The organism is Microbispora sp. H10885, assembly GCF_014161415.1.
Classification (GTDB): Bacteria; Actinomycetota; Actinomycetes; order Streptosporangiales; family Streptosporangiaceae; genus Microbispora; species Microbispora triticiradicis.
In genome coordinates this window covers 76,019-89,557 of sequence record NZ_JABBWY010000018.1, presented here as the reverse complement: position 1 = coordinate 89,557, position 13,539 = coordinate 76,019, and the positions used below count along the sequence as shown (strand labels likewise).

12 protein-coding genes are annotated in these 13,539 nt (G+C 69.9%); 8 read left to right on the top strand and 4 right to left on the bottom strand.

Annotated features, from left to right (window positions below):
• Window positions 1-7: 7 nt before the first annotated feature.
• Together HHX37_RS34395 and HHX37_RS34390 are read right to left on the bottom strand one after the other, a co-directional pair.
• Entirely contained in the window at window positions 8-973 is a 966-nt protein-coding gene (locus HHX37_RS34395) for an aminoglycoside phosphotransferase family protein (RefSeq protein WP_182888064.1), read from the bottom strand.
• Entirely contained in the window at window positions 970-1,656 is a 687-nt protein-coding gene (locus tag HHX37_RS34390) for a TetR/AcrR family transcriptional regulator (RefSeq protein WP_182888063.1), read from the bottom strand. The genes HHX37_RS34395 and HHX37_RS34390 overlap by 4 nt, the downstream gene beginning before the upstream one ends.
• A 113-nt stretch (window positions 1,657-1,769) precedes the next feature.
• Between HHX37_RS34390 and HHX37_RS34385 the strand changes: the two genes are divergently transcribed.
• From HHX37_RS34385 to HHX37_RS34375, 3 genes are all read left to right on the top strand, one after another.
• Window positions 1,770-2,657, top strand: coding sequence for an NAD(P)H-binding protein (locus HHX37_RS34385; protein WP_220503383.1), 888 nt, complete (start codon window positions 1,770-1,772; stop codon window positions 2,655-2,657).
• Between the two features lie 336 nt (window positions 2,658-2,993).
• A complete protein-coding gene (locus HHX37_RS34380) occupies window positions 2,994-3,404 on the top strand; it encodes an STAS domain-containing protein (protein ID WP_182879532.1) in 411 nt (136 codons plus the stop codon).
• Between the two features lie 176 nt (window positions 3,405-3,580).
• The gene (locus tag HHX37_RS34375) at window positions 3,581-5,761 is read left to right on the top strand and encodes an ATP-binding SpoIIE family protein phosphatase (RefSeq protein ID WP_220503382.1); all 2,181 of its coding nucleotides are present in this window, start codon (window positions 3,581-3,583) and stop codon (window positions 5,759-5,761) included.
• 303 nt (window positions 5,762-6,064) lie between these two features.
• Here HHX37_RS34375 and HHX37_RS34370 read toward each other — a convergent pair whose 3' ends face one another.
• Together HHX37_RS34370 and HHX37_RS34365 are read right to left on the bottom strand one after the other, a co-directional pair.
• A complete protein-coding gene (locus HHX37_RS34370) occupies window positions 6,065-7,000 on the bottom strand; it encodes an aminoglycoside phosphotransferase family protein (RefSeq protein ID WP_182888086.1) in 936 nt (311 codons plus the stop codon).
• 172 nt (window positions 7,001-7,172) lie between these two features.
• Window positions 7,173-7,439, bottom strand: a complete 267-nt coding sequence (locus tag HHX37_RS34365; protein ID WP_133305873.1) for a hypothetical protein — start codon at window positions 7,437-7,439, stop codon at window positions 7,173-7,175.
• Window positions 7,440-7,892: 453 nt separating this feature from the next.
• Between HHX37_RS34365 and HHX37_RS37430 the strand changes: the two genes are divergently transcribed.
• The 5 genes from HHX37_RS37430 (at window position 7,893) to HHX37_RS34345 (ending at window position 13,526) form a co-directional block, all read left to right on the top strand.
• On the top strand, window positions 7,893-8,021 hold the full coding sequence (locus HHX37_RS37430) for a hypothetical protein (RefSeq protein ID WP_259403290.1): 129 nt from the start codon (window positions 7,893-7,895) through the stop codon (window positions 8,019-8,021).
• Window positions 8,022-8,108: 87 nt separating this feature from the next.
• Window positions 8,109-9,281, top strand: a complete 1,173-nt coding sequence (locus HHX37_RS34360; protein ID WP_182888062.1) for a radical SAM protein — start codon at window positions 8,109-8,111, stop codon at window positions 9,279-9,281.
• A gap of 2 nt (window positions 9,282-9,283) precedes the next feature.
• Complete coding sequence (locus HHX37_RS34355) at window positions 9,284-11,359, top strand: prolyl oligopeptidase family serine peptidase (protein ID WP_182888061.1); 2,076 nt, start codon at window positions 9,284-9,286, stop codon at window positions 11,357-11,359.
• A complete protein-coding gene (locus HHX37_RS34350) occupies window positions 11,356-12,525 on the top strand; it encodes a glycosyltransferase (protein ID WP_182888060.1) in 1,170 nt (389 codons plus the stop codon). The genes HHX37_RS34355 and HHX37_RS34350 overlap by 4 nt, the downstream gene beginning before the upstream one ends.
• Before the next feature lie 65 nt (window positions 12,526-12,590).
• Window positions 12,591-13,526 carry a DUF6895 family protein gene (locus HHX37_RS34345; RefSeq protein WP_182888059.1) on the top strand — a complete coding sequence of 312 codons (936 nt, stop codon included), beginning with the start codon at window positions 12,591-12,593 and terminating at the stop codon, window positions 13,524-13,526.
• Window positions 13,527-13,539 lie beyond the last annotated feature (13 nt).

The following is a 13,539-nucleotide window of genomic DNA, read 5'->3' as shown; positions in this document are numbered from 1 at the left end:
GCCGACGTCACTTCCAGCCGGTCCGCTGCCGCAGCCATGCCAGCGCCACCCTGCCCTGCGCGAGCTGGAAGGCGCGCAGGGTGGGGAGGCCGGGCGGCGGGGGCAGGAGCCCTCGCTGCAGGAAGTATCCGGTCATCGCGGCGAGAACGGCGGTGACGGCTCCGGGATCGGCGTTCCTCGCGGCCGGGTGGCCGCCGAAGATCTGGGCCGGTGGCGGCCCCCCTTGCATGGTCACGCTGGGCAGCATCCCGAGCAGGTCGAACCACGGCGCGGCCAGGCACGCGTGGGGCCAGTCCACCACGAGCACCCGGCCGTCGGCCGTGAGCAGCAGGTTGTCCGCCCGTAGGTCGGCGTGGGCGAGGCAGTCGCCCTCGGCCGCCTGCCCCCATCGCTCCTCCAGGTCCGCCAGCCGCGGCAGGTGCCGTACGGCCCAGGGGTCGAGGACGGCGGCCAGGTCCGCGCCGTCCGCGGCCAGGCGCCGCCAGCCCCGGAACTCGTCGTCGAGCTTCTCGGCGGCGGCCGGCACCTCGATCGGGGCGGGGGTGAGCGCCTCGGCCATGCGGGCCACCGCGTCGAGCACGAGGGCCAGCTCGTCCGGCGCCCACGGCTGGGCGGGCAGGCGCCCCTCCACGTCCTCGAACAGCAGCACCACCCAGCCGTTCTGGTCGAAGGAGGCGAGCAGCCGGGGCGCGGGCACGCCGGCCGGCAGCGCGGCGGCCACCCTGGCCTCGGCGCGGTGGAAGGCGGGGCTGTCCGGGTTGGGCTGTGGGCCGACCGCCTTGACGAACGCCCTGCCGCCGCCCGCGAGCCGCAGCCGGGCGGCCACACCCGGTGAGAAGCCCCCGGGCTGCGTGACCGCCTCGGCCACCCGATCGCCGAGACGACCTTCCACCGCGAGCCGCAGGTCCTCGGGCACCGCCGACCACGGGATCCGTACGCCCTCTGCCGGCGGTGGAAGCTGCTCCTGACTCATCCCGGCATGATCTGGCTCTCCGTACGCCCAGGGCAATCGAGTTTCCCGGAGCGTGCGGGTGCGGCGGACCAGGAGTCGCCGGCCGCGTGACACAGCCGGGCGAAGGCGTGGTCCGCGTCGGCGACCGCCTCGGGTCGCACGTCGTGTGCGGTCCGCCCGTCGGCGATCTTCTGCCAGTTGGTCCGGGCCAGTACGCGTTGGACCGCGATCACCTGGGCGGCTTGCAGTCGGCCCCGGACACCCGGATCGAGGACGGCGGCCAGCGCGTCCTCATCGTCGAGCATGTACTGCAGGAGCCGTCCCGCCAGGCTCGGGGTGGTGAACACCAGCCGATGGAACGCCACCACCTCGGGATGATCGTTGAGGCCGGTGACCGGCTCGAAGCGATCGAGACCGGCCCGGAAATGCCGGTGCAGCGCCGTGATCGGCGCGATATCCGGGTGCCGGTCACGGACCACGCGTGCGGCCTCACCGTTGTGGTCCGCGAAGCGGTACAGGATCAGGTCTTCCTTGGTGGCGAAGTAGCGGAACAGCGTCGGTTTCGACACCTCGGCCATCGCGGCGATGTCGGACACCGACACCTGGTCGAACCCGCGCGCCAGGAACAGCGAGATCGCCGCGTCAGCGATCGCGTCCCGGGTCCGTACCTTCTTGCGGGCCCGCAGCCCGACCGGCTCGCTCACCGTGTCAGATTAACATTTGTAACCAAGTTGCTTTTTTAACTCGGTGACGAAAAGATGGCGGCCATGGAACAGACAGACGCCCGCCGCGCTCCGTCGACGACGGCGCGGCTGCCATGACACCCGCAGGAGAGCCTCCGGTGCTCGTCACCGGGGCGACCGGACGCATCGGCCGTGCCGTGGTCGACCAGCTGACCGATGCGGGCGTGCCGGTCCGTGCCCTCGTGCGCCGCTCCGAGGCCGCGGTGACGCTGCCCCCCGACGTCGAGATCGTCAACGGCGATCTCACGGTGCCCGAATCGCTCGACGCCGCGCTGCACGCCGTCAGCACGGTCTTCCTGGTCTGGACCGCCCCGCCGCAGGCCGCGGCGGCCGTCGTCGACCGGCTGGCCGCCCAGGCGCAGCGGGTCGTCTACCTGTCCGCACCGCACCGGACCCCGCACCCGTTCTTCCGGCAACCGAACCCGATGGCGGCGCTGCACGCCGAGATCGAGCGGCTCATCGCGGCCACCGGACTCGACTCGACGATCGTCCGGCCGGGGATGTTCGCGTCGAACGCCCTGTTCTGGTGGTCCGCCGCGATCCGTGGCGACGGCCTGGTCCGGTGGCCGTACGGTGCGGCCGAGACGGCTCCGGTCGACGATCGAGACGTGGCCGCGGTCGTCGCGCTGACCCTGCGCGAGGGCGGACACGCGGGCGGCGACTACGTCCTGACCGGTCCCGAGTCACTCACCCAGGCCGAACAGATACGCATCGTCGGAGACGCGCTGGGCCGCCCGCTGACGTTCGAGGAAATGCCACCCGACGAGTTCCGGCGCGAGACCCCAGAAGCCTCGCGCCCGGCCGCGGACATGCTCCTGGCGGCGTGGAACGCCGCGACGGGACGCCCGGCATACGTCACCTCGACGGTGTCCGACCTCCTCGGGAGGCCGGCGCGAACCTTCCGCCAGTGGGTCACCGACCACGCCACGTCGTTCACAGGGAACCCCGCCCCGATGAATTGAGGCTTCCACGCCGATTCGCCAGCGAAAGAAATGCCTCACAAGAAGTCCTTTCTTGTGAGGCAGGCGCTCTCAGTGCTCACCCCTGCTGCTGTTGCTGCTGGCCGTCGCCGTCCTGCTGTACGACCGGGGACGCGTGGGCCGGTGCGGCATGTAACGTCACCGGGTCGCAGACGGAAGCGGAGGACATCGCAGGGGCCCCGCCGGAGGCATGATGGGGCGAGAGGTGGGTAGTGGGCCCTTCCGTACCACGGTGACGAGCGCCTCGTGTGGCCGATGTTGCCGTACCTTGGTCGGGGACTGGGTTGTACGGCGGTGACGCTTCGCGGGTAGGAGGCGATGATCACGGTGCCTCCGAAGGGGATCGTGTTCGACGTGGATCATGGTGCCTACGGGAGGTGGGCGGTCGTTCACGTCACGGGGGACCTCGATTGGACGAGGTCTGCCAGCTTGCTCGACACGGTTGAGCGCCTGTGGGATCACCTCCGCGACGGCTGTCTGGTTCTGGACCTCGGCCCGATGCGCTTCTGCGACTCCTCCGGCATCTCCCAGTTGATCAGGGTGTTCCGGGGCTGCCAGGAGCACGGCATCCGGATGGCTTTGGCTGCTCCACCGGCCTTTTTCCGGCGCATGCTCAACACGACCGGTCTGATCCAGTTGTTCGAGATGCACGAGACGTTGGAGCAGGCTCTGAGCGGTCTGGACGGCTGGGGGCCGGACGCGAACGCGGCCCCCGCTTCGTCGATCTGAGCTGCGAGCGGATGCCGTCCGGCGCTGCCGGGCGGCTGACTCCGGCTTGCCAAGGGGCGCACACGAAGCGGAGGAGTGTGGCGGACCCCGAAAGTGCCGTGTATGGCATTGAAAGCTAGTGTTGATGCACATAAGTGGTGACTTGCCCCATTGCCGCGCTTACGCCGGGAGGTGAGGTGGCGACCGCGAAAGTCAGGTCCGAGAGCCACGCTGAACAGCCGCAGGCGGAGCAGCTCGGCGTTGTGTGGGCCTCGGACGAAGGGCACTGGAGCGCGCAGACGCTGACGCTGGCTCTCCAGCAGGCGGTGACGAGCCTGGGCGGCCTGGGCGCCCTCGTGCACAGGTACGATTCCGCTACCGGTCGCCTGCACCTGGCGGCGGCCAGCGGGCTTCTCCCGGAGACCGCCGAGGTGTGGGCGGATCTTTGCACCGCGCAGGACGTGGCGCCCACACGCGCCGTGCGGCGTGGTGGCTACGTCTGGGTGTGCGGGGACAGCTTGGGGATCGGGGCAGCCGGCACGGCGGCACTGCCCCTCCCGGGTGCCGACGGGCCGGTCGGGGTGTTGTCCGTGCTCACGGCAGGGCCCGCCGAGCCGGACGACGAGCAGCGTTCCTTTCTCGGTGCGGTAGCGGCATGGGCCGCTGCGCGCCTGGAAGGCTTGCCCGGCACGGCGCCGGGCCTTACTTCGGCGGCAGGGTCCGAGAAGACGGTCCAGATGGGCGAGCTGACCGCGGCGCTCGCCGAGGCCGTCACCAGCCGGGACGTCGTGCAGGCCGTCGCGGACCATGTCCTGCCTCCGTTCTGTGCCGACGGGCTCGTGGTCTGGCTGATCGAAGGCGACCGAGTGGATGTGGTCGGCGCCGCCGGGTACCCACCGGAATTCCTCAGTCTTCTCGACCGGGTCCCGCTCACCGAGACCGCATCGGTGATGGATGTGCTGACGAGCGGTGCTCCCCGGTTCATCGGATCGCGCGCGGAGTATCGCCGGCGCTATCCGACGATGAAGATCGTGGCGGAGGCGTCACCGAAGAACGCCTGGGCGCTCCTGCCCGTGATCGCCTCCGGGCGGGCCATCGGCGTATGTGTGGTGTCCTTCGCCCGGGAGCGTGTCTTCAGCGACGAGGAGCGCACCCTGCTGACGGCGTTGAGCGGTCTGGTCGGCCAGGCGCTGGAACGGGCCCGGTTGTACGACGTGGAACACGCCCGCGCACAGGAACTGCAGCGCGGCCTGCTTCCCCGGGAGCTTCCCCGTCTCCCCGTGGCCTGCGCCGCTGCGCGCTACCTGCCCGCGGGCCGGGGCGAGGAGGTGGGCGGCGACTGGTACGACCTGATCCCGCTGTCCGGCAGCCGGGTCGCCATCGTGATCGGCGACGTCATGGGACACGGCATCACCGAGGCGGTCACCATGGGTCGCCTGCGCACCGCTGTAAGCACCCTCGCCGACCTCGACCTGCCGCCCGACGAACTGATCGGCCACCTCAACGACCTGGTCAGCGACCTCGGTGACGACTTCTACGCCACCTGCCTGTACGCCGTCTTCGATCCCACCACCCGGACCTGTACGCTCTGCCTGGCCGGCCATCCCCCACCGGTCATCGTCTACCCCGACGGCACCGTGGTGTGCCCCTACCTGGCCGCCGATCCGCCGCTGGGCGCCGCGGAACCGCCCTTCGAGGTCCACGAATTGCATCTGGCCGAGGAGAGCCTGCTGGTGCTCTGCACCGACGGCCTGGTCGAATCCGCCACCCGCGACGTCGACCAGGGACTGGCTCAGCTCTGCCGGATCCTGGCCCAGGCCGTGCCCCGCATTCCTCACCTCTGGTCAGGAGACCAGTGCGACGACGTCGGGTGCCTGGAAAATCTCTGCGACACGGTCGTTTCGGCGCTGCTGCCCGCCCGTGAAGAGACCGACGACGACGCCGCCCTGTTCATCGCTCACACCCGTGGTACCGCCGCCGACGATGTCGCCACCTGCAGCCTCCCCGACGATCCCAGGGCAGCCGGACAGGCCCGCAGATATGTCCGCAAACAATTGGCCACCTGGGGACTGGACGAACTGACGGTCACCACCGAACTTCTGGTCAGCGAGCTCGTCGGCAACGTGATCCGGCACGCGAAGGGCCCCGTATGCCTGCGCCTGCTGCGCAGCCGCTCTCTGATCTGCGAGGTCTACGACGGCAGCCTCAGTACCCCGCGCATCCGCCACTCCTCCTACACCGACGAAGGCGGCCGGGGCCTGCAGTTGGTGGCCGCCCTCTCCCGGCGCTGGGGCGCCCGCTACCTCTATGACGGCAAATGCATCTGGACCGAGCAATCCCTGCCTGCTGACGACCACGCGAAACAGCCCCTCGGGTGAGATGGACTCTCCTGGTGGCTGGTGGTCGAGGCCGAACATAGAAGATTCCCACGCCTCCGGCGCCCTGATGACAAGCTGATCGCTGACGGAATGGGCATGCTCGCTGAGGAAATCGTGGGCAATCTCTGCGTCTGCGGCGATAGCTAGGAAGGGGTGCCGCACAACGCGGCATTGCAGGCCGCGCGCAGGATGGCCTGGATGACGTCATCCTCTTCGGAGGACGGAATGTCCGGCCGGACCTTTCGGGCGCGAACGGGGAAACACAGTGATCGATCGTCTGGCGCATGTCGCGACCTGGCCAAGTCAGGGAGAACCGAGCAAGCCTGCGGCCTCCTCGCCTCTCCTGGCAGAGGGGGTGTCTGCCGAGATGCGTTCCAGGGTGCGTCGGCCCATCAGGCTCATGGCCGGGTTGGTTTCCAGGTAGTACCAGACGAGCCCCATCGCCTGTTCGAAGGCCCACGCTTTGCCTCGTTCCCATTCAAGGTCTTCGCACTCGAGGTCGCGGCGGAGCACCTGCCGCGGCCCGGCCTCAAGCAGGTGCCAGGCACTCACGAGATCTAAAGCAGGGTCGGCCGGTCCGAAGCCGCCGACGTCGAGAATCCCGGCCAGCCGACCAGCGGACACGAGGACGTTGCCGGGAATGAGATCACTGTGGGTCATCACGTCGGCTGCTTCGCGAGGGAGACATCGAAGGTCTTCCCATATCCGGCGAAGTCGGCGAACGTCCAGGAGTTGTTCGCTGTACCTGAAACAGGTCTCCATCCACGCGTCGTGGGCTTGAAGGTCGCCTCCCCGGCCTCTGCCGGCGAACGTGCGGCCACGTGTGTCGATCGCGCGCAGGTCATTGATGAGATCGGCCAGGTCGTGGGCGAACGCGACCGATTCGGCCGGGTCCTCGTCGGTGGCCACGACGCCGGGCAGCCACGTCTGCACCGACCACGGAAGCGGGTATCCCGCGCCGGGTTCACCGAGCGCGACCGGCTCGGGCGTGGGAAACCGCGTTCGACCTGCCAGCTCGCGCGCTGCTTCCGCTTCGGACTCCAGCCGGCGCCGCGTCGGGTCGATGTCTCCGGGTAACAGGGGGAACCGAGCTGTGAAGCGGTCGCCGACGCGAAAGATGGCGTTGACCGTCCCATGGGCGGCGATGCGGGTGATGGGCAGGCTCTGCCACTCGGGGAACTGCTCATCGACCAATATGCGCACCGTCTCCAGGGTCACCGTCAGCTGGTTGGCGTGCATCTTCACGCCGGCAGCCTTCCTCGCCCCGGCCGTCTTCTGCAACGTGTTTTCGGCTCCGCAGGGCGGCGGCGTCGGGCCATGCCCGCGGCGTGCCCGGTGTTTGTCTCGCGCTACCCGGCAGCAGGGATGAATCCTGTGCGCACCAGTATCGAGACCGCGTAAGTGCCGACCGTCAATATCCAGGGCATGGGTTGTTTTTCGTGTTCTCGCCGAGATTGTCCAGGCGTTCGCCCCACTTCTCGCGGCCTTCGGAGGTCTTCAGGCTGTTGATCTCATCCCGGACCTTCTTGCCCGCGTAGGCGCCCCCGAGCGCTCCGGCCACTGGTTGCCCGGTGACAACGCCGAGAGCGGTGACCTTCACCGTGACCGCTGACCCGGCAACCGTGGCTACAGCGTCGATGATGTCGTGAGCCAAGGGGGTCTTCTTCTTCTTTCCCATATCGCCCCTCTTTCGCGACCGCTATGTTCGGTTGAACATGTCTGCACTGTAAAACATAGAAACGTTTATTGCGGCGGCAAGCCATATGGTTGTCGCTTCCCGGATAGCAGGCTGAATACTGACATGGATCGTGTAATCTGCTGACAGTCGCGCGCTACTAGTCAAGCAGCTCGGGTCGGCGGATTGTCAGGGCGCGTCGAGCCACTATGTAGCGATCGTTGTCTTCCAGTCAGGTCAGGCGGCACCCGGTGTCCGATCCGGAGGGCCGCCGTACCTCTCCATGACGCGCAGCCGTTCTCGGACGCGACGACGGGCATCTCCGGATCGACGGCCGACGAGCCGCCACGCTGAGCGCGATGGCCCAAAAGTGCAATTTCTGCGCTGGGGTGGCGCGGTGACACTGTGCGTGTCAGGAATTTCCGTCAGTCAAACCTTGAGTCAAGGAGAGGCGCTATGTCCGAGGACAAGGCCCCCGAGGCCATCGACGCCACCGAGACGGACGACGTCGAGGTCGTGGCGCACAGCACCGAAGAGGAAGAGGAGCCGGGCACCTGCCTCACCAACAACAGCAACGCGCTGTGAGCTTTGCCGGCTGGGTGAAGGCTTCCGGCTTCGCAACGGGGCCGGAAGCCTTCCCGATCTCGCCACCATGACGTCACGGAGGCCACAGTGAACGTGAGCAGCGGGGAGCGGATCCTCAAAGGGGCGAAGAACTGGTGGTTCGTCGGTCCCGGCGGCGTGGCTCGGCTACGCGCCCGGCACCTGACCCCCGGGGGCGCGCTCCAGCCGGGCACAGAGCGCCGGCTGCGCGAGAGCGGGCTGCTCACCACCGCCCCGGTGACCGCCTATTCGCTCACCGTTCTGACCAGCACCGACTGCAACCTGGGATGCGGGTACTGCTTCCAGAACACCAGCCAGGACACCGCCGGTGGCAGCCGCCCGCCGCGGATCGCCCACGCCCGGCTGACACCGGAGACCGTCACGTCCATTCTCCGCTTCACCGACCGGCAGATGGCCGCGGCCGGGCTGGACAAGCTCAAGATCCTGCTGTTCGGCGGAGAGCCCCTGCTCAACCCCAGAGGCTGCGTGGAACTGCTGTCGCGGGCGGTCGGTCATGGGCTGACCTCCGCGTCGATGATCTCCAACCTCACGCTGCTCACACCGTCGCTGGCCAGCCGACTCGAAGAGCTCCGGCTCAAGTCCGTCCAGGTGACCTTCGACGGCGATCGGGAGGACCACGACCGGATCCGGGTCCGCCGGTCGCACGGCGGGACCTTCGACACCATCGTCCGCAACATCGCCAGGGCTTCGGAGGTCACCTCGATCCGGTGGACGCTGAGGGTGAACGTCTCCCACCACACGTTCCGGGGGGTCGACGCTCTCGTCGACCGGCTCGCCGCCGCCCTGGATCCCTCGCGATGCGGCATCTACTTCGCCCAGGTGGGGGACGTGGGCATCGGGTACGCGAACGACCTGACGCCGACCGGCGAGCTGGCGGCCGGATTCGCCCGATGGCAGCGCGCGGCGCTCGATCGCGGCTTCTCCGTGAGCAGGCCGCGTGCTCACCTGCCATGCGCCACCTGCGGGTACGGCGACGGCCGCTACGGCGCGGTGGTGAACGCGGACGGCACCCTGTCCAGCTGCTGGGAGACCGCGGGGAAACCCGGCTGGGAGGTCGGCTCGGTCGCCGAGGGTTACCTTCCCGGCGCGCGGACCCGCGGACGCTGGATCTCCTGCGCGGACCTGTACCGCAACCAGCAGGACGAGCGTGCGCTCGCGGCCTTCCGCGACGCCGTCGACGCCGCCCTGCTCGACCACCTCGACGAGACGGGACGCCTCTAGCGATGCCATCGTCCCGCCGGTACCCGGACGCGCCCCGCGACGACGTCGTCCAAGAGCTGCACGGGCGGCGCGTGCCTGATCCCTACCGCTGGCTCGAGGACTCCGAGGACCCCAGGACACTGCGGTGGACCGCGGAGCAGGAGGTTCTCTACCAAGCGGAACGGGCGACGTGGCCGGACGCGGACCGGTGGCGGGCGGAGCTGGCGGCGCTCAACGCCACCGACCTCGTCATCACCCCGAAGGCGCGCGGTTCCCGGATCTTCGTCGAGCGACGGGACGCGGGACAGGACCACCCGGTGCTCTACGTCCGCGAGGGGGAGGCCGAGCGGCCCCTGCTGGATGTGCGTGCGCTGGATCCGGCCGGCCGTACCGTGCTCGAGTCCTGGGAGCCGTCCGTGGAGGGCGACCGGCTCGCCTGTCTGATCTCCCGCGACGGCACCGAGGACGCGACGCTGTGGGTGCTCGACGTCGCCACCGGGGCGGTCGCCGACGGGCCCATCGACCGGGTGCGCCGGACGTCGATCGGATGGCTACCGGGTGGCGAGGCCTTCTACTACGTGGGCCGCCTGGCATCGGAGGCGCTCTACCAGCGCCGAATCTACCTGCACAAGGTCGGCTCCGAGCCGGATACCGACGTCCTCGTGTTCGGCGAGGGCCGGGAGAGAACCCAGTTCTACACCGTGGCCGTCACACCGGACGGCCGATGGCTCACCGTCACCGCCGCGACCGGCACCGACCGCGGCGCGGCGGTCTACCTGGCCGACCTGTCCACGAGCCCGCCCGGATGTCCGGACCTGCGGCCGGTCCAGGAAGCCGGACAGGGCCGCACCCGGGTACGCATCGCCCCGGGCACCGGTCCGCACGACCCCATGTGGCTGCGCACCGACAGGGACGCCGCTCGCGGACGCGTCGTCGTGTGCACCCCGGCGGACCCGGCGCTTGGAGCCTGGCGTGAGCTGATCGCCGAACGCCCCGACGCGGTGCTGGACGACCTCACCGTCCTCAGCGGCCCGGAGCTCGCGCGGCCGATCGGGCTGGTCTCCTGGATCCGCCACGCGGCCGCGGAGATCACCGTCCACGACCTGACCGACGGCCGTGAGCTGGGGACCGTCCCGCTGCCCGGCGTCGGTTCCATCGGGCGGATCTCGGTACGGCCGGAAGCGGGACACGAAGCCTGGTTCCCCTACACCGACTACGCCACGCCTCCCTTGGTGCTCCACTACGACGCGCGAACGGGCCAGGTCGGGCCGTGGTCGCCGGCGCCGGGGATCGGCGCTCCTCGCGTGAAGGCCGGCCTGGAGACCTGCCGGTCCGCGGACGGCACGACGGTACGGATGTTCGTGGCGTCCCCGTCGGGTGCCCCCGATCGTCCGCGCCCCGCCATCCTCATGGGATACGGCGGCTTCGGCGTGTCGATGTCGCCGCGCTACTCGCCTCTGATCGTCGCCTGGGTCGAGGCGGGCGGGATCTTCGCCACCGCGTGCCTGCGCGGGGGCGGCGAGGAGGGCGAGGAGTGGCACCGTGCCGGCCGCGGGCCGAGAAAGCAGAACACCTTCGACGACTTCGACGCCGCTGCCGACCATCTGGTCGAGGCGGGCTGGACCAGGCCCGGCCAGCTCGCGATCATAGGCGGCTCCAACGGCGGCCTCCTCGTGGGCGTGGCGCTCACGCAGCACCCCGAAAAGTACTCGGCCGCCGTGTGCATGTCTCCGCTCCTGGACATGGCCCGTTACGAGCTCCACGGGCTCGGGCCGAGCTGGGTCCCGGAGTACGGCAGCGCCGCCGACCCCGGCCAGGCGCGGACGCTGCTGTCGTACTCCCCCTACCATCACGTCGTCCCGGACGTCGCGTACCCCCCGGTCCTGTTCACCGCGTCCGACGGTGACACCAGGGTGGATCCGCTGCACGCGCGGAAGATGTGCGCCGCGCTCCAGCACGCCACGTCGGGGAAGGGCCCGGCGCTGTTCCGGTTCGAGCGGGGGGTGGGCCACGGGGTTCGCGCCGCGTCCAGCGGGGTGGCGCTGTTCGCCGACTGCCTGGCCTTCCTCGCCGCCCACCTCGGGGTGAGTCCGGCATGAACGTCCTGCTCTGCCCGCTGAGCGACGGGGGGTATCTGTATCCGGCGATCGCGGCCGGACGCGAGCTCGAACGGCGGGGGAACACCGTCTGCGTGCTGGGCAGGACCTCGGCCGCGCAGATCGTGGCCGAATCCGGCCTGCCGTACCTGACGGCGGAGCGGTACGGCGGGCAGCGGGGGTTCTCGGTCGCCAGGTGGCGCGACGGGGGGCCGGCGCAGTTCCGGGCCGCCCTCCGAGCAGCCCGGCAGGTCCGGGCCGACGTGCTCGTCACCTCGGTCCTGTGCCATGGAGCACTGCTCGCCGCCGAGGCGCTGGACATCCCGGCGGTGGTGCTGGGGCTGTCGGCCCACCTGTTGAACTACGCGGCCGGAGGCCACGACGAGCCGCAGCCCGGAATGAGCAGGCAAGCGCGGTCACGCGAGATCCTTCAGTACTACCGCGAGCTGCGCGCGGAGGTCGGCCTGGCCGCACGGAGCGACCCGCGGCCGGAGAGCCCGCTGTTCGGCGCGGCGTTGCTGCTGCGGGGTGATCCCGTCTTCGAGTACCCGGGCGCGGTGCTGCCCGAGCGCGTGCACCACGTCGGACCGCTGGCGTGGGAGCCGACGGCGGACGGGGCCGACGTCGACACCGTGATGGAACATCTCGACCGGGTGGGCAAGCCCGTCGTCTACGTGCATCTCGGTCGCTTCTTCGGAGGGAAGGTCCAGTGGCCGCGGCTCAACTCGGCCTTCACCGGCGGCCCGTTCCAGGCCCTGGTCGAGCAGGGCCGGACGCTGGATCCCCGCCCTGACCCCGGCGCGGACATGCTGCTCGTGCGCAGGCCGTACATGGGGCCGTTCGTCGACCGGGCCGGACTGGTGCTGACCAGCGGCACGTCGGCGCCGGTGCTGGCCGCGCTACTGCAGGGACGGCCGCTCGGAGTGACGCCCAACGGGTCCGAGCAGCCGCTGCTGGCCGCGGCGTGCGTCCGGGCCGGGGTCGCGGTGTACGCACTGGAGGACACGGACTCCGATCCGTGGAAGATGCTCCACCTGGCCTGGGAGGACCCGGGGCTGCGGAAACGCGCCGCGGCTCTCGGCCGCAGGCTGGCCTCGGCCGACAGCGCCTCACGCGCGGCCGACGTCGTCGAACTCTCCTGTGCCCGGGTGGCCCGGAAGCCGCACTGACCCGCGGACCGGGCCGTGGACACGATGCCTCTCGAAACATGATGGCTCTCGAAAGGGGCAGATGGATGACCGAACCTGCGACGACCTACGCGGACGAGAGGGCGACCGGCGACCTGGAGCGGCTGTCGGCCGGGGCCAGGCGCTGGATCAGCGACAACCTGGAGTACCTCGATCCGTCGTATTCGGGGCTGCCCGTCACACCCAAGGTGAAGGCGTGCCTGGAACTGGCGCAGCTCTGTGCGATCTGGACGAGGTTGCGGCCCGACGACGAGGATCTGGCGAAGGTGGCCGCGACCGTCCGGAAGATCTGGCATGACCCGGACTTCCCACGGCAGCTGACGGCCATGCCCAGGTATTACCGGGCGTACGGCCTGGCCTTCGGCGCGCTGGCACCCCCCGGGCTCACCGACGGGCGCCACTGGGCCGTCCTCGGGGAGCTGGCTCCCGGCGGCTTTTTCCCGCTCTACGGCAGGTCGCCGCACGTGCGCCTCGAAACCCGTTACTACGCGGAACGCGCCGGCCTCCGCCACGACTTCCCTTCGTACCGGGAGCTGTACGAGAGCACCCTCCTCGCCGACTGGACCACGACGTATCCGGTCGACATCGAGGACGCCTACGTCATCACGCACATCCTGTTCCACCTGAGCGACTTCGGCGCCCGGGACCCCGGCTTCACCGACGACGAGCGGAGGCGGATCTTCCAGGTCCTCGACGAACTGACGACCCACTTCGTGGAGATCGACTACTGGGATCTCGTCGGGGAGTTCCTGCTCTCGCAGTCCCTCGTCGGCGAGGATCCGACCCGCACCCGGTCCGGTCTGGCCGCGATACGGAACCTCCTGGAGGCCCAGCTGCCCAGCGGGGCCATTCCCGGACGGTACGCCGCCCAGCGGCCACCGGAGTCGGCGTCGGCGGTCGAGGTCTTCCGGAAGGCCTATCACACGACTCTCGTGACCGCCATGGCTACGATGATCACCTTGTCCGCGTCGCGCCGCCGGTAGCCCTGGTCCTCTC

What these genes read in the sequence shown, in the direction of transcription:
- HHX37_RS34395 (WP_182888064.1), bottom strand. Translation starts at nt 973, where the DNA reads ATGAGTCAGGAGCAGCTTCCACCGCCGGCAGAGGGCGTACGGATCCCG.
- HHX37_RS34385 (WP_220503383.1), top strand. Translation starts at nt 1,770, where the DNA reads ATGACACCCGCAGGAGAGCCTCCGGTGCTCGTCACCGGGGCGACCGGA.
- HHX37_RS34380 (WP_182879532.1), top strand. Translation starts at nt 2,994, where the DNA reads ATGATCACGGTGCCTCCGAAGGGGATCGTGTTCGACGTGGATCATGGT.
- HHX37_RS34370 (WP_182888086.1), bottom strand. Translation starts at nt 7,000, where the DNA reads ATGCACGCCAACCAGCTGACGGTGACCCTGGAGACGGTGCGCATATTG.
- HHX37_RS34365 (WP_133305873.1), bottom strand. Translation starts at nt 7,439, where the DNA reads ATGGGAAAGAAGAAGAAGACCCCCTTGGCTCACGACATCATCGACGCT.
- HHX37_RS37430 (WP_259403290.1), top strand. Translation starts at nt 7,893, where the DNA reads ATGTCCGAGGACAAGGCCCCCGAGGCCATCGACGCCACCGAGACGGAC.
- HHX37_RS34355 (WP_182888061.1), top strand. Translation starts at nt 9,284, where the DNA reads ATGCCATCGTCCCGCCGGTACCCGGACGCGCCCCGCGACGACGTCGTC.
- HHX37_RS34350 (WP_182888060.1), top strand. Translation starts at nt 11,356, where the DNA reads ATGAACGTCCTGCTCTGCCCGCTGAGCGACGGGGGGTATCTGTATCCG.
- HHX37_RS34345 (WP_182888059.1), top strand. Translation starts at nt 12,591, where the DNA reads ATGACCGAACCTGCGACGACCTACGCGGACGAGAGGGCGACCGGCGAC.